General features: G+C 48.1%; 15 protein-coding genes. 9 read left to right on the top strand and 6 right to left on the bottom strand.

Going from position 1 to position 17,544, the window contains the following annotated elements:
* The first annotated feature begins 81 nt into the window (after positions 1–81).
* Positions 82–1,212 (top strand): bifunctional diaminohydroxyphosphoribosylaminopyrimidine deaminase/5-amino-6-(5-phosphoribosylamino)uracil reductase RibD, encoded by a 1,131-nt coding sequence (gene ribD / locus Pan241w_RS28480; protein ID WP_145222826.1) that lies wholly within the window; start codon positions 82–84, stop codon positions 1,210–1,212.
* Here the strand turns inward: ribD and Pan241w_RS28485 are convergent.
* On the bottom strand, positions 1,209–1,703 hold the full coding sequence (locus Pan241w_RS28485; protein ID WP_145222828.1) for a hypothetical protein: 495 nt from the start codon (positions 1,701–1,703) through the stop codon (positions 1,209–1,211). The genes ribD and Pan241w_RS28485 overlap by 4 nt on opposite strands.
* Positions 1,704–1,825: 122 nt before the next feature.
* Positions 1,826–3,229 (bottom strand): threonine synthase, encoded by a 1,404-nt coding sequence (gene thrC, locus Pan241w_RS28490; protein ID WP_145222831.1) that lies wholly within the window; start codon positions 3,227–3,229, stop codon positions 1,826–1,828.
* A 274-nt stretch (positions 3,230–3,503) separates the two neighbouring features.
* Between thrC and Pan241w_RS28495 the strand changes: the two genes are divergently transcribed.
* A complete protein-coding gene (locus Pan241w_RS28495; protein WP_145222833.1) occupies positions 3,504–4,694 on the top strand; it encodes a M24 family metallopeptidase in 1,191 nt (396 codons plus the stop codon).
* A gap of 26 nt (positions 4,695–4,720) precedes the next feature.
* Here Pan241w_RS28495 and Pan241w_RS28500 read toward each other — a convergent pair whose 3' ends face one another.
* Positions 4,721–4,900 carry a hypothetical protein gene (locus tag Pan241w_RS28500; protein WP_145222835.1) on the bottom strand — a complete coding sequence of 60 codons (180 nt, stop codon included), beginning with the start codon at positions 4,898–4,900 and terminating at the stop codon, positions 4,721–4,723.
* Positions 4,901–5,239: 339 nt separating this feature from the next.
* Positions 5,240–6,382: an HlyD family secretion protein gene (locus tag Pan241w_RS28505; protein WP_198000212.1), complete on the bottom strand. Its 1,143-nt coding sequence runs from the start codon at positions 6,380–6,382 to the stop codon at positions 5,240–5,242.
* 441 nt (positions 6,383–6,823) lie between these two features.
* Between Pan241w_RS28505 and Pan241w_RS28510 the strand changes: the two genes are divergently transcribed.
* The 4 genes from Pan241w_RS28510 (at position 6,824) to Pan241w_RS28525 (ending at position 11,205) form a co-directional block, all read left to right on the top strand.
* Positions 6,824–7,531, top strand: coding sequence for an orotidine 5'-phosphate decarboxylase / HUMPS family protein (locus Pan241w_RS28510; RefSeq protein ID WP_145222839.1), 708 nt, complete (start codon positions 6,824–6,826; stop codon positions 7,529–7,531).
* Positions 7,528–8,568 carry a zinc-binding dehydrogenase gene (locus Pan241w_RS28515; RefSeq protein WP_145222841.1) on the top strand — a complete coding sequence of 347 codons (1,041 nt, stop codon included), beginning with the start codon at positions 7,528–7,530 and terminating at the stop codon, positions 8,566–8,568. The genes Pan241w_RS28510 and Pan241w_RS28515 overlap by 4 nt, the downstream gene beginning before the upstream one ends.
* Positions 8,569–8,653: 85 nt before the next feature.
* Positions 8,654–9,535, top strand: coding sequence for a sugar phosphate isomerase/epimerase family protein (locus tag Pan241w_RS28520; RefSeq protein ID WP_145222843.1), 882 nt, complete (start codon positions 8,654–8,656; stop codon positions 9,533–9,535).
* Positions 9,536–9,948: 413 nt separating this feature from the next.
* The gene (locus Pan241w_RS28525) at positions 9,949–11,205 is read left to right on the top strand and encodes a HEAT repeat domain-containing protein (protein WP_198000213.1); all 1,257 of its coding nucleotides are present in this window, start codon (positions 9,949–9,951) and stop codon (positions 11,203–11,205) included.
* Between the two features lie 54 nt (positions 11,206–11,259).
* On the opposite strand, the gene ggt is transcribed toward Pan241w_RS28525, so the two are convergent.
* The gene (ggt, locus tag Pan241w_RS28530; RefSeq protein ID WP_232107303.1) at positions 11,260–13,020 is read right to left on the bottom strand and encodes a gamma-glutamyltransferase; all 1,761 of its coding nucleotides are present in this window, start codon (positions 13,018–13,020) and stop codon (positions 11,260–11,262) included.
* Positions 13,021–13,304: 284 nt separating this feature from the next.
* Here ggt and mtaB point away from each other — a divergent pair, with 284 nt between their 5' ends.
* The 3 genes from mtaB to Pan241w_RS28545 all read left to right on the top strand — a co-directional run bounded on the left by mtaB (position 13,305) and on the right by Pan241w_RS28545 (position 15,834).
* The gene (gene mtaB, locus Pan241w_RS28535) at positions 13,305–14,615 is read left to right on the top strand and encodes a tRNA (N(6)-L-threonylcarbamoyladenosine(37)-C(2))-methylthiotransferase MtaB (RefSeq protein ID WP_145222848.1); all 1,311 of its coding nucleotides are present in this window, start codon (positions 13,305–13,307) and stop codon (positions 14,613–14,615) included.
* An 89-nt stretch (positions 14,616–14,704) separates the two neighbouring features.
* Positions 14,705–15,373, top strand: a complete 669-nt coding sequence (locus Pan241w_RS28540) for a nucleoside/nucleotide kinase family protein (protein ID WP_145222850.1) — start codon at positions 14,705–14,707, stop codon at positions 15,371–15,373.
* A 161-nt stretch (positions 15,374–15,534) separates the two neighbouring features.
* Complete coding sequence (locus Pan241w_RS28545) at positions 15,535–15,834, top strand: hypothetical protein (RefSeq protein WP_145222852.1); 300 nt, start codon at positions 15,535–15,537, stop codon at positions 15,832–15,834.
* Positions 15,835–15,837: 3 nt separating this feature from the next.
* Here the strand turns inward: Pan241w_RS28545 and Pan241w_RS28550 are convergent, their stop codons facing one another.
* The gene (locus tag Pan241w_RS28550; protein WP_145222854.1) at positions 15,838–17,448 is read right to left on the bottom strand and encodes an NAD(P)/FAD-dependent oxidoreductase; all 1,611 of its coding nucleotides are present in this window, start codon (positions 17,446–17,448) and stop codon (positions 15,838–15,840) included.
* Positions 17,449–17,544: the final 96 nt, after the last annotated feature.

A 17,544-nucleotide genomic window follows, 5' to 3' on the forward strand; every position in this document is an offset into this window, starting at 1 on the left:
ACTAAAGTGCGACCACACTGAACTCGCACTTCATTAGTATCAGCAATACCAGGCATATTGTACGGGAAAGCGCATTTAGTAGTGGATACCACCAAACAGTTTTCCAATCCAGAAGCCGTGATGCAACATGCGCTCGACCTGGCCTGTCTGGGAACAGGGTCTGTTGAACCCAATCCTGCTGTCGGGTCGGTCATTGTTGATGAAAACCTGCAATTGATCGGCGAAGGGTATCACCAACAGTACGGCGGGCCTCATGCCGAAATCCATGCTTTATCCATGGCAGGAACACGGGCAAAGGGAGCCACGATCTATGTCACCCTGGAACCCTGTTGTCATCAGGGAAAAACAGGACCATGCTCCCAGGCAATTATTCAGGCGGGGGTTAAAAAAGCCGTGATTGCGATGCGCGACCCTGCGCCACACGTTGACGGTGGTGGAATTGCCGAGTTGCAACAAGCTGGAATCGAAGTCGAGTTGGGGCTACTGGAATCGGCTGCACAAAAACTGGTGCGTCCTTTTGTAAAGCGTGTCAGCACAGGTTTGCCTTGGGTTCATGCGAAATGGGCAATGACGCTGGATGGAAAAATTGCAACCCGAACTGGTCACTCACAGTGGATTTCGAATGAACATTCGCGTGAGCTGGTCCACCAGCTTCGTGGCCGTATGGATGCAATCATGGTCGGTCAACAAACAGCGGTAAAAGACGACCCGCTGCTCACAGCGCGGCCTGCTGGCCGCAGAACGCCTGCGCGCATCGTTGTTGATTCACAAGCGGCGCTCTCCTGCCAGTCAAAACTGGTTCAGTCAATTGAAGATGCGCCGGTCATAGTCATTGCACACGAATCGGCTCCGTCTGACAACATCAAGCAGCTTGAACAGGCGGGTGTCGAAGTCTTACTGTTTTCAAATTCAACACCACAAACGGCTCAGCCAGATTTGAAACAATGCCTACTGGAATTAGGCCGCAAAGAGATGACGAACATTCTCATCGAAGGTGGGGGAAGCCTGCTGGGCTCTTGCTTTGATGCTCGGCTGATCGATGAAGTTCACGTCTTCATTGCACCTAAGATCGTGGGCGGCAAAGCAGCGATCACTCCGCTTGCAGGCCAGGGACTAGACACGATTCCGCAATTTCAGAACATCACTGAATACCAGATTCGGACACTGGAATCGGACATCTATGTGCAAGGCCAGATTGAATATCAAGCCTAGTGCAATGAACGTGAGAGAGTATCAAGTAACGTTCGTAATTCAGGACGCTGCCTGATCACACCTACCAGAGCGTACTTGCTCAAATTGCTGCCATACATTTGTCGGTTCAGCGTGGGTCGCACTTCCTGTTTGAAATAACGATCCTGACGAAGGCGGATTGCTGCATAACTGGCAGCCATCGCAACCAGTGCAAAGCCAAGATCCAGGTACCAGCCTCCCCATCCAGGTTCAAACACTTCATGGAACAGGACACACACCCAAAACCAGACAAGCGTCGAAATCCAGATTGGACGAGCGACCAGGGAATTCAGTCTCTCGTTGGCATGTACCAGATGACCATAAAATTCCGGGCTGGCCATTTCATCGAGTGGACGCTCTTTCTGGAAATTCTCGCAGATCAATTCCCCGTGATTACGTGAAACGATCACTGACTCTCCCTCCTCGGGAAGAAAATCAGCCAGATACTCCAGTTCTTCAAAGGGTGTACTCATTCCGTGTCCCTTATCTTATTCCCATCACCAATAGAATTATATTTCTATTTTGAAAGGCTGAAACACTTTGCGTGTGAATAAAGATCTTGTATTTACATGAGAAAATGATTCGAAGCAGCTTTTTATAAAGATCGAATGACTTTTATTATTTTATCTAAATCATTCTCGACGACAATAGGTCCGTTCGAAAAAGGCGCTTTGTTAACGCCGTGGCTTGTCAATTTTTCATCCATATGTTCATCAGTCGCTGAATGGTAAGCCACTGTCGCATTGGGATCTTTTAATTGATGTCCCGTGAGAATACAAACAACGCGATCACTGGAGGCAATAACCCCTTCACTTTTGAGTAGCTTGGCTCCAGCGACACTCGCAGCACTTGCTGGTTCACAACCGAGACCGCCGGCCCCGACTTGTGCTTTGGCATCCAGAATCTGCTGATCTGTCACTTCGCGTACGACACCATCGCATACATCAAGAGCTCGTAACGATTTAGAAAAATTCACAGGACGGTTAATTTCAATGGCACTGGCCAGAGTGGAAGCGCGTCGGTTTTCCTGATCCATTTGAGAAAAGAAGTCAGTAGAAGCGGCGCGGTCATAATTTCCGCCATTCCAGCGTAGCCCCTCCTGTTCGTAAAGCTGATAGAGCGTGTCGGCTCCCTGGGCATTGATAATCGCCAGACGAGGAATCCGGTCGATGAGCCCCAGCGCCTTCAGTTCCATAAACGCTTTACCGAACGCACTGGAATTTCCCAAATTCCCACCGGGCACGACAATCCAGTCTGGTACTTCCCAGTTGAGACTTTCCAGCACACGGAACATAATCGATTTCTGACCTTCTAGTCGAAATGGATTCACGCTGTTACACAAATAGATTCCTTCTTCATTACAGACTTCGCGAACACGCGCCAAAGCATCATCAAAGTCCCCCTGAATCTGAACGGTTTTTGCACCATAGTCGAGTGCTTGCGACAATTTTCCTAAGGCAATTTTTCCACTACCAACAAATACAACGACTTTAAACTTTTGAGCGACACTGGCATAAACGGCTAGTGAAGCGCTGGTATTCCCTGTGGACGCACAGGCCGCAACTTTGGCACCAACCATCACAGCATGTGTGGATGCCGCCGTCATTCCATTATCTTTGAAACTACCAGACGGATTCAGGCCTTCGTACTGCAGATAAAGGCAGTCATCATTCAGACCGGCATACTTTGCAACGGGGTTCGACGCTTTCAGCATCGTCTGTCCCTCGCCGATCGTAATGATCTGATCATCCTGAGCAAAGGGAAGCAGCTCACGAAATCGCCAGACGCCACTGAAATCAATAGGATGATTTCGATTACTCCAGCGTTTTTCAAAATCGCGCAGAGACTGAGGAACTGGAACCTGATCCCAGTTATATGAAACATCCAGTAACTCCCCACACTTTGGACAACCAGTTAAGACTTCGTCAAGCGAATAGGTTGCTGCACACGCGGGTGAAATGCATTTCTGGTAAGCAATTTCAGTCGATACAGTAGAAATCGTTGTTTCTCCTCAGTCTCAGGTAAGTATTTGTTGATCTATCTGTGAATCTCATGATTTTTAAAACAGGCGTTTATTGTCCAGACAGTCACTGTCATTCGCAACTGAAAGTCGCTTGATTCAAAGTGTTTTTCCCGGAAGAAGACCCCTTGGGGATCTCGATCTGGCATCGATCTCCTTGAAAACTGAATTCTAACGCCTTACATTCAATTGATTAATGGCGATTTTTGTTGATCCGCTCCTCAGATTCCTTCAAATTTCAGGCTTTCTTCATATGTTTGAACTTTCAAAAGTGCAGGCTGCATTAGATCAATTTTCCCTCGATGGCTGGTTGTTCTATGATTTTCGGGGAAGCAATGTGTTGAGCAGAAGAATCCTGGATATCCCGGAAGATGCCATGGGATCGCGCCGCTTCTTCTATTTTGTTCCTCAGTCAGGACAACCAGTCAAACTGGTCCACCGTATTGAATCTGAAGCGCTTGACCATCTTCCTGGCGAAAAAATTGTCTATCTGAAATGGCAGGAACTGGAAGCCGGCATTGAAACGATGTTACGCGAAGTAAACTCGATCGCGATGGAGTATTCTCCACGAAATGCCAATCCCTATATTTCTCGAGTTGACGCCGGAACCGTAGAACTGGTGCGAGAATCGGTGGAGTCGATTGTTCCCTCGGGAGATCTGGTCCAACTCTTCGAGGCTGTCTGGGATAGAGAGCAATGGGAGCTGCATCAGAAAGCAGGAGTGGAGACAGATAAAGCATTTAAGATCGCCTGGGCTTTTATTGCCGGTCAGATTCGAGAGCAGGGGAGTGTGGAAGAAGCGGCGGTCTGCGATATCATCATGCAGCATTTTAATCAGACGGGACTGACAACGTACCATCCCCCGATTGTAGCGCGAGAAGCAAACAGTGGTGATCCGCATTATGAAACGGGAACCGGCACTGATACCGCAATTCGAGAAGGTGATTTCGTACTGATCGATTTATGGGCCAAACTCAATGTGCCACGCGGAGTCTATAGCGATATGACGCGCGTCGGGTATGTCGGCCAGCAAGTACCAGAAAAGTATACCCAGATCTTTCAAATTGTGGCTGAGGCGCGTGATGCTGCCATCAGTCTGGTTGAACGGGCATTTGAGTCAGACACGCCCCTGCAGGGCTGGGAAGTCGATCAGTCTTGTCGCAATGTCATCGAGCAAGCTGGCTACGGTTCTGCTTTCGTCCATCGAACTGGTCACAGCATCGGGCAGGAGACTCACGGCAATGGTGCCAACATGGATAATCTTGAAACGCATGAAGAGCGGCTCGTCTTGCCGCAAACCTGTTTCTCGATCGAACCGGGAATTTATCTTCCCGAATTTGGAGTGCGCAGCGAAGTCAACGTGTTTATTGATGAACTTCAAAAAGTCCATGTCACTGCAGGGGAGCGCCAGACAGAGATTCTACCAATAATGCGTGTGTTTTAAAAAGACAGCTTCAGTCCGGAGTATGATTACTCCTGATCAATGCGCAGCATCTCGTCTAGAATGACTGGATGCCAGAGGTCATCGCGCTGCGATTCTTGGATGTAGTTCTTTCTTGCCCAGGTGCGCAGCCGCATCTCCTCAATCACATCGACCGAAGGTCTGTTTGCATCTTGTGCTGAAAAAGGAATTGTAGCTGAAATACCCAACGGTCCGCTCCTCATTAATAACTTTGAGAATGAAACTCGGCGAACCAGCTTCCTGCAGCCGCACGACCCAATTTGTTAAAGAACAAGCCTGATAACACTCTTGGAAAACGTTCTCTGGGACAGAATTCCCTAAGAAAGTGAGAGAGAGTCAATCAGGTCTCTGGTGAAGACCACTCCTGAAATTAATCACCAGAATTGACAAATATTGTACCTAAAACACAACAATTTCAAGGCGAATTTTGCTAACAATGATCACAAATGACGGAAGATCTGATCGTACTTGGAGTTAGGATTTCACTCACCCCCTGGCTCAGAACGGCTTGCTGTCCTGCGTTCCCTTTATTTTTCTAAAGAGATATCGACCGTGGTCCCAATGGGCAGATTGGGCCAGAGACGTCCAGCGGGTTCGACATAGACCAGAATCATCGTCTCGCTCAAGCCTGGCTTTTGAATCGCCTGCTCTGAAATTTTGCGAACAACGCCTTTCCCTTTTGCATTTCCAGAAAAGGCGATTTTGACTTCTGTTCCCTCATCGAACAGGCTGATCTTCCGCGAGGGGACTTCCACGATCAGATAGGGATGTTCTTTGTCAAACAGCTCGACGATTGGAGCACCTTTTTGAATAGGATCTCCTATTTCATGTTCGAAATTTCCGACCATGCCATAGCGTCCCGCTTTCAACTGCAATCCTTCGCGTTGCGATTCCAGTTGTTTGAGCTCACTCTTCACCTGGTCCAAGCGGTTCATAATCACTTCGACCCCCATCGCGAGCCGAATTTGATTCGGTAGTTTTTTCTGAATCGCCTTCAGTTCCGCCATCTGCTCTTCACAGAGTTTGACTCGCGCTGCAAATACTTCAGCAGAATTACGAGCTGATTCCTGTCGTAGCATTGCCGTAATGCGGTTTTCATCGGGAAGACGACTTTCATAAACCAGAGAACGAAACACTTCTTCTTTGGAACCATTACTGGAAATGGAATCATAGTCCTGAAGAAAATCCTGCCATGCCAGGTTCGTGATCTGGTGGATATATTGTTCTTTCAGGTATTGCGAAGATTTTAACTTCGCGTTGAAGACTTCCGACTCGATTTCTTTATTCCGTAATGCCAATTCAACTTCTGACTTTGCCTTCGATTGTTTGAGTTCTGCTTCGAGTGCCACAAGTTCCTGCTGTTTTGCTTTCCAGTTTTTATCCAGAGATTGATCGAAGAGCGTCACGATAATCTCTCCACTGGAAACCGTCTGCCCTTCATCCACATGAATGTCCTGGATGATGGCATCATTTTTCGCTGTAATGATGGTTTTGGGTGCCTGTAGAGAGCCAACGTAGGTAGCAATGCGCACGCCTTTCACCCATTGAGCACAGCCGATGCCTCCAACGAGGGCAGTCATCAAAATGAGTAATGCCCGAAATCCAAAAGAAGAATGGTGTTCGTGCAGATTATTTTGAACTTGATAGTCATCCATTAATTCAGAAGGCATTTCTGGCTGTCCTACAATCATCCAGACTCACTCAGCGGTATTGATCGCACTACGCAGCACGTCACTAATCGAATCGGATTCTGACGGACCAGAATTCACCTCAAAACCGGCAAATTCCACACCACCCCCCGATTTCGTGTTAAACTTTTCCGATTACGAAGACTGACGGCGGTCAATTCATTTGCAATACCACCAGAGACATGTACTTTTTTACATACCCCGCCGTCATAAAAACGATGACCATCGCAGAGGTGATCTAAGACCAAATCAAGCATCAAAGTCTCTAAATCTGTTTCAGGACAACGCCCCTCATGCAGTCGCAATTCCCGAAATCTTACGCTAGGATGAAGAAACCACTGTTCTCGAATGTTTGGCACCGATGAACAAAACCTGTCCTGTCCTGCATTGATTATCAAATAGATAGAAAGTGAAACAGGTTTCATGAAACCGATCGTACAAATCTCATTAGATCTGACCAATATTGAAGAAGCTCTGGAAACGGCCGCTATGGCCATGCGCGCGGGTGTTGACTGGCTGGAAGCAGGGACTCCCCTGATTCTGGCAGAAGGCTTAAACTGCGTGCGGGAGCTTCGCAAGCAGTTTCCGGAAACCCCCATCGTCGCAGATTTGAAAACAATGGACGGGGGCTATCTCGAGGCTGAGATGATGGCCAAGGCAGGTGCCACTCATGTTGTAGTCATGTCACGAGCACATGAAGAAACGATTCATTGTGTAGTCAAAGCGGGCAAAGATCACGGTGTAGAAGTGATGGGTGATAATCTGGCCGATGACATGGTTTCCGCCGCCAAAAAACTGGAAGACCTGGGCTGTGACTATGTGATTCATCATGTCGGGTACGATGAACGTCGGGGAATTGCCGCACGGGGAGAGCGAATGCCCAGCCCGTTGGATCAACTAAAGGATGTTGTCGAAGCCGTCAATATTCCGGTGCAGGCTGTCGGCGGACTCTCTTTAGAACAGGCCATCCGCACACCCGAATATGGGGCACCCCTTGTTGTCCTCGGAGCACCGTTGACAATCGACGCCGATTCATTCAAAACGGCGAGCGGAAATCTGGAAGACTCGCTCAGAATGATTTGTGAAAAAGTTCACGCTTACGGCGATGTTGCGATTGGAGGTCAAAAATGAGTACGGCTGAATTAACACAAACCGCGGTTGTGAATTATGCGCCGGAAGCAAATTCTGTCGAATTACAGGACATTCCCGTTCCTGAGATTGGACCAGATGAGGTATTGCTTGAAGTTTCTGCTGTGGGAGTTTGCGGCAGCGACCTACATCAATGGACGGCCGACCATAGCTGGCCTGTGAATTATCCGGTTGTACTGGGTCACGAATTTGCCGGGACGATTTCCAAGGCAGGAGATCTGGTAAAAAACTGGTCTATAGGAGATCGCGTTGTCAGTGAGACGGCAGCCATCATCGATCCCGACAACCCAATGTCACGTGAAGGCCGCTATAATCTGGATCCCACCCGCAAAGGGTTTGGATACGGCGTTAATGGCGCCATGACTCGTTTTGTGCGCGTTCCAGCACGCTGTCTGCATCACGTTCCTGACAGTCTGACATTAGAAAAAGCAGCGCTGACCGAACCGTGTTGTGTTGCCTATAACGCGGTCGTGATGAATGGAGATATTCAACCTGGAGACCGGATTGTGGTCTTTGGCCCCGGCCCCATCGGGTTACTTTGTGCTGCCATGGCTCGCTTACAAGGAGCTGAAGTCGCTGTAGTCGGTCTGGAGCGAGACAAAGGACGCTTGGAAATCGCCGAGCGGTTTTATGGCTGTCAGCCGATTATCGAAGGGCTGGATGACTGGACACTGGAGACAGATGGCTTGGGCGTTAATGGCGTTGTGGACGCAGCTGGCGTATCAGTCACTTTGAAAAAGTCGCTGGAAATTGTCCGTCCAGGTGGCTGGATCAGCAAAGTCGGCTGGGGGCCTCAACCACTGGGTTTCTCTCTGGATCCGCTGGTTCAAAAAAATATCCGTCTGCAAGGCAGCTTCAGTCATAACTGGCCGATCTGGGAACGCGTGATTCGGTTGCTGACAACGGGTCAGTTGAATATTGAACCCATCATCGGTGGGATCTGGTCATTGAGTGACTGGCACACCGCCTTTGAAACTATGCATTCCGGTGAAATCGTCAAAGCGGTGCTCACTCCCTGAAACAGACAGTCTCTGACTCGGTTTTTCAAATTAACAACACTGATAAACCTGACCGTATTTCAATTCTGACTTGATGGAACTTTTCATGCCAAAACTAGCTGCATTTCCCAAAGCCTTTATGGACGAATTATGCCTTTCCGGAGAGATGACCCTTCGACAGTGGATTGATCTGGCTGCAACCCTGGATATTGATGGGTTGGAATTTTATGCCGGCTTTCTGGAAATGAAGGACAAAAATTTCTGGCCGGAAGCCAAAAAAATGGCCACCGATCAGGGACTGGAAATTCCGATGATGTGTTGTTCTCCAGACTTCACACACCCGGATGAAGCGTTTCGCAACGAGCAGATTGAGCATGAAAAGTTCTGGATGGAAATGACGGCAGCTCTGGGTGGAAAATACTGTCGCGTCCTCTCAGGTCAGAGACGGCCAGAAGTTTCGCGCGAGGAAGGCATTCAGTATGCCGTCTCTTCGATTGAGGCCTGTCTCCCTCTGGCCGAAGAATTGGGAATCACTCTGATTATTGAAAATCATTATAAAGATAATTACTGGGACTACCCAGAATTTGCACAGATGGCGGATGTCTTTTGTGATCTTGTCTCACTAATCGATTCGCCCTGGTTCGGCGTCAACTATGATCCCAGTAACACGATTCTGGCGGGTGAAGATCCTTTGGAATTACTGGCACGTATCAAAGACCGCGTCGTGACCATGCATGCCAGTGATCGCTACCTGATTGAAGGCACCATTGAGGATTTACGTAAAGAAGAAAACAGTCTCGGTTATGCCAGCCGACTCAGCCATGGGGTAATCGGAAAAGGGTTGAATGACTACGACACGATCTTTTCCCAACTCAAAGAAGTCGGCTTTGATAGCTGGATCAGCATAGAAGATGGGGTGAACGGGATGGAAGAACTCCAGGAAAGTGTGGCTTTTCTCAGAGCCAAAATGGCACAATACTGGGGATAATTCCGTTTTTACCATCAAATGGCGCAATTTGGTAAAATAGAGCATATACAAGGTATTGCATCTACCTTGTAACAGAAGTATTCTATATACATCTGGCTTCTATAACGAGTGCGGCGTAATGCACTATGTCTATCTGACCAGACATCCTGAGTTACCTGCCCCCGTTCCTCTATATCGATCACAATCTGTTGCGTTTCAACGATTGTACATCATCGCCTTTTGAAAACTGGTAGAACCGAGCCCTTATGTTGGTCCTCATTCGTAAATTAAATTCCGTCGCGTTCCTGATCACCATCACATTAATTCTGACTGGATGCGGAGGATCGGATAATTCCAGTCAACGTCGGGCGAATTCGAATCCCTTTGCTCCTGTTGGCAACAACTCTGCGCCGTCACGTTCACGTTCAACTCAGATGTCAAAAGCAACACCCAAAAAACGGCCCGCAACTGAACAATCAACTGCTGCTTCACCTGTGGCAGCAAAAGAGAAATTACAGCAGAAACCGGAACCGATGGCTCCGGGTACTAATATCATTAGCGAAACAAGAAAACGGACTCTGGATAGCAAAAATCCGGGAGTCGCCATCATTGTACAGGGTGTAAGTGGTAATGAAGTCATGGCGCTGCCTATTCTCAAGCAGAATCTCCGCTCCTCGACTTTAAAACCATCCACTATCGAATTGCAAAAGCAGGAGCCATCAGCAGAATCTGGCTCAAAAGATGATTTTGAGCACTTCGTATTTGGTAAGCAGCTAGTCCTCGTCGTGCGTCCTATCCCTGCAGACCTGTTTGCGTTCGCCCAGAAACTCAAATGGGGCAAAGTTAAAGAAATCGATCTCCAAAACAGGATTATCACCGTCGACACTCAACTTCAGGAACTGAATGCACTGGCAGTCAGGAATCAAGCAAAATCTATGCAGGCAGATCCTTCTGTGAAGGTTTCGGCAAACGCGAATTCAATGAAATCAATTGAAGAGCCAGTTCCCGTAAAACCAACAGTAAAACAACCTGATCCCAAGCCAGAAAAATCTGACAAGGAAATGAATGATCGGGACTTAAAACCACGTCCCGGCGAAGAAACCATTGACTGGGCACTGCGTGTGATTGCCGGAACCAGTTCGTTTGCCCATGACACAGCCTGCAAAGAATTAGCCAGCATGAAGCCCGACAGCGATCATCTGCAACGCGTTTCTTCCGTTCTGGCTGAAACGTTACCATTAGCCAAAGAAGGCTTCCGCATGAAAGAACATGTGAATGCCATGGCTGTCTGGCAGACCGATGAAGCAACAAGAGCATTTGCCACATTATTGGCAAATGAAAAATTGATTCTGGTACGTAAAGAAATTATTGGTCTTCTGCCTACCATTCATTCAGAGACCACTGCAGATGTGCTCATCGGCCGCTTATCCAATCGTGCAGACTTGAAAGATGCCCGCAGGGCACTCAAGATCATGGGACCAATCGCAGAAAAACCAGTCCTCGAACTTTTGAGTCATCCCGATTCTTCAATGCGAATTGAAGCCTGCAAAATTTTGCAAGCCATCGGAACCCAGGAAGCAATCGAGGCACTGAAAAAACAAACGGAAACGGAAGAATCAGACGTCGTCAAAAAATTGATTTCGGAAACACAAACGGACATTGAAAAGAAAATCACGTCCCAGGAAAATTAATTCCTCACGTAGATTCATTGCCAGTTCATGGTTCCATTCACTGAGGGGTGCCTGCTAATAACCGGCTGCAGCGCCATGTTTGCGGGAATCACTGTGGCCGCGTAAACCATCTGGTTGCCGGGAGACAGCCTGCGTCGCTGCCAGGCTGGAACTCTTTTTCGGCACGTGTCCCAACTGCTTCAGTTTCCCACCCACCTGCTCAAATAATTTATTTTCTATCAGTAGATCCTCAGGTACCCACTGATGGTGAATCCGCGGCGACTCGACCGCCTGCTCCGGATTCATTCCAAACACAATCATGTTGAGTAGAACCTGCAGTGTACTGGAAATAATTCTAGGACCACCAGACGCACCTGCAGAAAATACAGCTTTTCCGTCTTTGACGGCAATCGTTGGCGACATGCTGGAGAGTGGTTTTTTGCCAGGTTCGATTTCATTTGCTTTACCCTGGATCAGACCGAAGGCATTCGGCTTCCCTGAAATGGCGGCAAAGTCGTCCATTTCATTATTCAACACAATCCCATATTTAGGGACCACTACATAACTACCAAACGTCAGATTAATGGTTTCGGTACAAGCTACGGCATTTCCCGCAGAATCCATCACTGAAAAATGACTGGTCCCTGCATCCTGGGGAGGCAAATAACGACCGTAGTCTTTCAATGCTTTTGTTTTCTTTGAGTCAATCCGTGAAGCCAGCCGATCTGCATATTTTTTGTCTGTCAGTCTTTGAATGGGTACGGGAACAAAATCCGCATCCCCCAGATATTCAGCCCGATCTGCAAATGCATGTTTCATAACCTCTACTAACAAATGGATTTGCTGAGGTGAGTGATATTCCATTTTCCCGAAAGGCTGGTTCAAGAGCTGCTTTTCCAGAGAATGAATCATGTTAAACGATTCAATAATTGCGATGCCTCCACTGGAAGGGGGAGGCATCGTGATAATTGTATATCCGTTAAAGGTGGTCGAGAGCGGTTTTCGGATCACGGGTTGAGTTTCAATTAAATCTTTGTGAGTCAAAATGCCACCACTCTGCTTGCCACAAGTGGCAATAATGGCATCGGCAACCGGTCCTTCGTAAAAGCCAGCGTGCCCTTTTTCAGCGATTAATTCCAGGGCTTTCAGTTGCGGGCTGAAGAAACGGTCTTTCTCGCTCCAAGGCTTGCCGTGATTCAAATACTCGTCAATTAGCGTCTGAAATCGATCGGGATCTAATGTCCCATTCTTGATTCGCTTTAACATCGAGCTTTGCACCGATCGCATATGGCCATTGATAGGCACCCCTCTGCGGGCCATCAAAATCGCTGGCTGCATCACCGTTTTCAGATCCAGCGTTCCATATTCTTTCACAGCATAGCACAACCCGGCCACGGTGCATGGGACAGCAACTGCCAACGGCCCTTGACGACTTGCAAGCTGACGCTGCTTGTCAGTACCCGGCAATTTGGCATACATCTCCGGAGTCGCAGCTGCAGGCGCACGCTCCCGGTAATCGATGACGGTCGATTTTTGTTGCTCTGCATCCCAGATCACCATAAAGCCCCCGCCACCTAAGCCGCAACTGGCTGGTCTGAGGACGGAAAGCGCAAAGGAAGTCGCCACGGCCGCATCCACAACATTGCCACCTGCTTTCAAAATGGACACTCCGGCAGCACTTGCTAACGGGTGATCTGCGGCAACGACTGCGTTCTGATAAGCCGGCTTCTCCTGTACAGTGGGAGGCGTTTCAGAATACCCGGGTTGTATTGTCGCCAACTGAACCGACAAAACCACAAGACATAAGATACTACTCGAAAATGACTTACGCTTCATGCAATTCAGGAACATAGTGGGCCTTTTATAACGTTTTTTCAGCAGGCGTTTAAATGTAGTAAAAACGAAGCAGACAATTGGTTTCTGCCGCTCGAAGTCTGGTTTCACTCTGATTATACTATGCGGCTTGTCCAGATTGATTTCCAGATCGAATACAGGAAATTTCTTTCAGATAGTGCATCCTGGAAGAACCCTTGAATTCAGATCATTGAACTGTGACCTCTCATTCTGCATCACAAAGAGAGCAGAAGGTCGGTTCTATTAAGAATATTAGCTGCAATATCATGACACTCAGCAAACTCAAATCTCCGAAAACTGATAAAACATGCCAACTGGTCACGTTAGGCTGTAAGGTCAATCAGTACGAAACTCAACTCGTAAAAGAAGCGCTAGAGAAAAACGGTTATCGCGAGGCGACAGAGACGGAGACCGCAGATCTCTGCGTCGTGAATACCTGCACGGTCACAGCGACAGGCGATTCGAAGGGCCGCAAGCTGATTCGTCAGCTCTCGAAGAACAATCCCGGGACGAAAATTCTCGTCATGGGCTGCTATGCCACGCGCGATCCGAAAACGGTTTCTGAGCTGCCCAGCGTGTTTGAAGTGGTGACCGATAAGCGGGAACTGCCTGATGTTCTGGAGCGGCACGGAATCGTTGATATGCCCACCGGTATTTCTGAATTTGAAGGGCGCAAACGAGCTTATGTGAAAGTTCAGGATGGCTGTATCCTGCGTTGCACCTACTGCATCATTCCGCAAGTACGTCCGGGCTTACAAAGTCGCTCACCTGAGGACATTGAAGAAGAGGTCCGCCGCCTGGTCGGAAATGGATTCAAAGAAATTGTGCTCACAGGAATTCATGTCGGCCATTTTGGTGTCGATACCACACGCGGTAAATCCGGAAAGCCTCCTTTCCGGCTCTGGCACCTGTTTCGCAAGCTGGATCAGATCCCCGGTGACTGGCGGATGCGGCTCTCCAGCGTGGAAACAGCAGAAATCAATGATGATTTTATTTCTGCAGCCGCGGATTGCGAACATCTTTGCCCCCAGTTTCACCCCTCACTTCAAAGTGGATCGGATACGGTCTTGCGACGAATGAAACGTCGATATTATGTCAGTCGTTTTCTGGAAAAATTGCAGATGATGCGGGAACGACTGGACCATCCCTCATTTACGACGGACGTCATCGTTGGATTTCCAGGTGAAACAGATGCAGAATTTGAAGAGACGCTGCGTGCCTGCCAGGAAGCTGCATTCATGAAAATTCATATTTTCCCATTCAGCGCCCGAAAAGGGACTCCCGCGGCTACTTATGAAAATCAGGTTTCTCCGGAAATTCGTCAGGAACGCTGCCAGCAACTGGCTGATCTCGAACGGCAATTAGCACAAAATTTCTATCGTACTTTGATTGATCGTGATCTGGAGGTTTTGATCGAACGCAAGTGTGACGAGCAGCCTGGCTGGGTTCGGGGAACAGATCGCTGGTATGCCCCGGTCCTCTGTCGTGGTTCAAAAGCGGACCTGGGAAATTTTGTAGCAGTGCGCGGTCAGCAGGATCACCGTGAATATCTTGAAGCGGACCGCATTTCACCATAGTTGGTATCAAACCCATTTCAATCACAGCTTGTCCCCAAATCATTAAAAAGCGACACCGAGTTCATTTCAGTTATAAAGAAAGCGTTTGCGTGGCTGTATTAATTGCGATTGAAGGCATTGATGGTTCAGGTAAAGGAACACAAGCAAGCCGACTGCATGCCAGATGTGAGGCAGAAGGAATTACTTCAAGCCTGATTGGGTTTCCCCGTTATGATCAAACTTTATTCGGAAAGTCGATTGGAGATTTTCTGAATGGACGCTTTGGCGCTCTTGATGAAGTCCACCCATTTCTGGCGTCGCTGCTTTATGCAGGAGATCGATTTGAATCGCGCGATCATATTCTTGAAATGATCGAGGCAAATCAGATTGTCATTTTTGATCGCTATATCTCTTCCAATATCGCGCATCAGGGAGCAAAACTTTCTGGAGACGAGCGTGCTGAATTTATTCAGTGGATCGAACAAATTGAATATGAAATTTACAACATGCCTCGGCTGGATCTGACAGTTCTGCTAGATTTGCCTGCTGACCATGCTCAAAAACTGGTCGCAGAAAAACAGGCACGCTCCTATACCGATAAAGTAGCCGACCTGCAGGAAGCCGACCAGTCCTACCTAGCCAATGTCAGACAGGTCTATCAGCAACTGGCTGATCAAAATCAGCATTGGCAAAAAATTGATAGTCTGCAGGAAGGCCAACTCCGGTCCATCGAAGAGATCGGGAACGAAATCTGGTCTCATGTTGCCAGCTTAGTCTGAAGCAGCGTCACACATTCAGACCTTTGTCCAGCGACTATTTGAACACAAACAGATGCTGGTTCAATCTTAATGGAAGCTGAATAGAAAATACACTTGACCCTCTACTGGAAGAGCCTGTCTAATATCAATGTTCTTTGATCTTTGGAAGGGAGACAGGAATAGTGAAACGCGCTCCAAGCCAACTCACATTACGGGAAATGTTCTCCGACACGGAGCGACTTGCCTCGGAATTGATTGAGCATCTGGAATTAGGATTTATCCCCACGAACGAACAATTAATCCGCCTGGTCCGTGAGGTACCTGAAGGGGTTGAGAAACGACGTGTGGAAGATATCAGCGTGCGCAATCAGGTTGCTGAGTTACTGAAATGCGATCAATTTACGCAAGAGGTTTTCGAGAAACTGGATGCCTACCTGAAAGCCATTGACCAATCCATCAACAAAATTATTGATGGTGAATAATTCTTAAACAGTCGCGGATCCAAGGGGTGCGAATTGAGCCACCAGTTTTTTCGCACTAAGCAAGCCATCCACTGCCGCTGAAACAATACCTCCTGCATAACCGGCCCCCTCACCCACTGGGTATAAACCACGAAAGCCAGGAGTTTGATAGGTTTCACGGTCTCGATCAATGCGGATGGGAGAACTACCACGCATTTCAGGGCCGACTAATACGGCATTCTCTAAAAATGCGCCATGCCACTTTTGATTCATGATCGGTAGGCCATTCTGAATCTGTGAAATCACGACTGGGGGCAGGACCTGATTCAAATTTGAAGCGACGACTCCCCTTTGATACGTGCCTTGATATCGAAATCCTGGATCAGTTTTTCGATCATTCAGAAAATCTGCGGGACGCTGAATAGGACAGTAGTAATTTTTCTCACCTAACTCAAAAGCAACTGCTTCGTATTTTCTCTGGAGCTCAACTCCTGCCAGAGGATGCTCACTCCCAAATTCTTCGGGATAGATGGTAGTCATGATGCCACTGTTCGCGAACCCGGTATCGTGTCTGGAATTGCTCATGCCATTCGTACAGAACATCTTGGGCTCTGAAATGCTAGGCATCACAATTCCCCCGGCACACATACAGAATGTATACAGATCACGCTTGCCTTTTGTGATCATCGTATAGTCTGCAGCGCCCAGCAGTGAAAGGTATTCATCACGACCATATTTGTGGCTGTTGACCTGCTCTTGAGGCTGTTCGATTCTCAGCCCCAGTTGAAATGCCTTACGAAACAGGGGGACCCCCAACTCGTATAACATGTGATAAGTATCACGGGCGCTGTGGCCAATTCCCAGAATCACCTGAGATGTTTTAAGATACCCAGACGATGTCATAACGCCCTGAATCTGACCATTGGCAACATCAATTCCCTCAAGGCGGCACTCAAATCGAAACTCACCACCCAATGCATCAATCTTCCGCCGAAAGTTTCGACAGATCATGGGAAGCTTGTTACTGCCTAAATGGGGACGATGTTCATAGACGATTGAGGGCCGCGCACCACAATCAACAAAACGCTCCAGCACCCACTGCACATCAGGTCCACTCAATCGGCAAGTGAGTTTACCATCGCTGAAACAGCCAGCGCCCCCTTCACCAAACAGGTAGTTATTTTCGTTTTGAAAGTCAGCCCCTTTATCAAAGTGTCTGATCTCGGGAACGCGCTCTTTGACTGGAAAGCCGCGTTCAATAATCAAAGGTCGGTATCCTTTGAGCGCCAGGAAATATCCGGCCAGCAACCCCGCAGGTCCTGAACCAACAACGACAGGGCGTTCATCAAGTGGTTGCGTGCCAGATTCAGGATCCAGAAAAGGAACTTCCGAATAAGCCTGGACAGAGGAATCTTCGCGAAGATTTTTCAGAACGCCTGATTCATCGGGTACCTGGACCTCTGCCGAATAAACAAAGCGTAAGTCCTGGCGCGAACGGGCATCCAGACTTTTCCTGATGATTCGAAAACTCTGAACTTCTGCGGCCGGAATTCCCAGTTTTTCTGCAATATGAATTGCCAGTTCTTGTTCTGGAACCTCAACCGGTAAGCGAATATTAGTAACTTTGAGTGACATAGAGCTTAAACCGAAATCAAACGAGCGCAGTAGCAAGGCATGAGATCATGTCGAGCAATGCGTCATGTTATACTGCCTTGGTAAGCGATTGCAATT

It is taken from the genome of Gimesia alba, from assembly GCF_007744675.1.
GTDB lineage: Bacteria > Planctomycetota > Planctomycetia > Planctomycetales > Planctomycetaceae > Gimesia > Gimesia alba.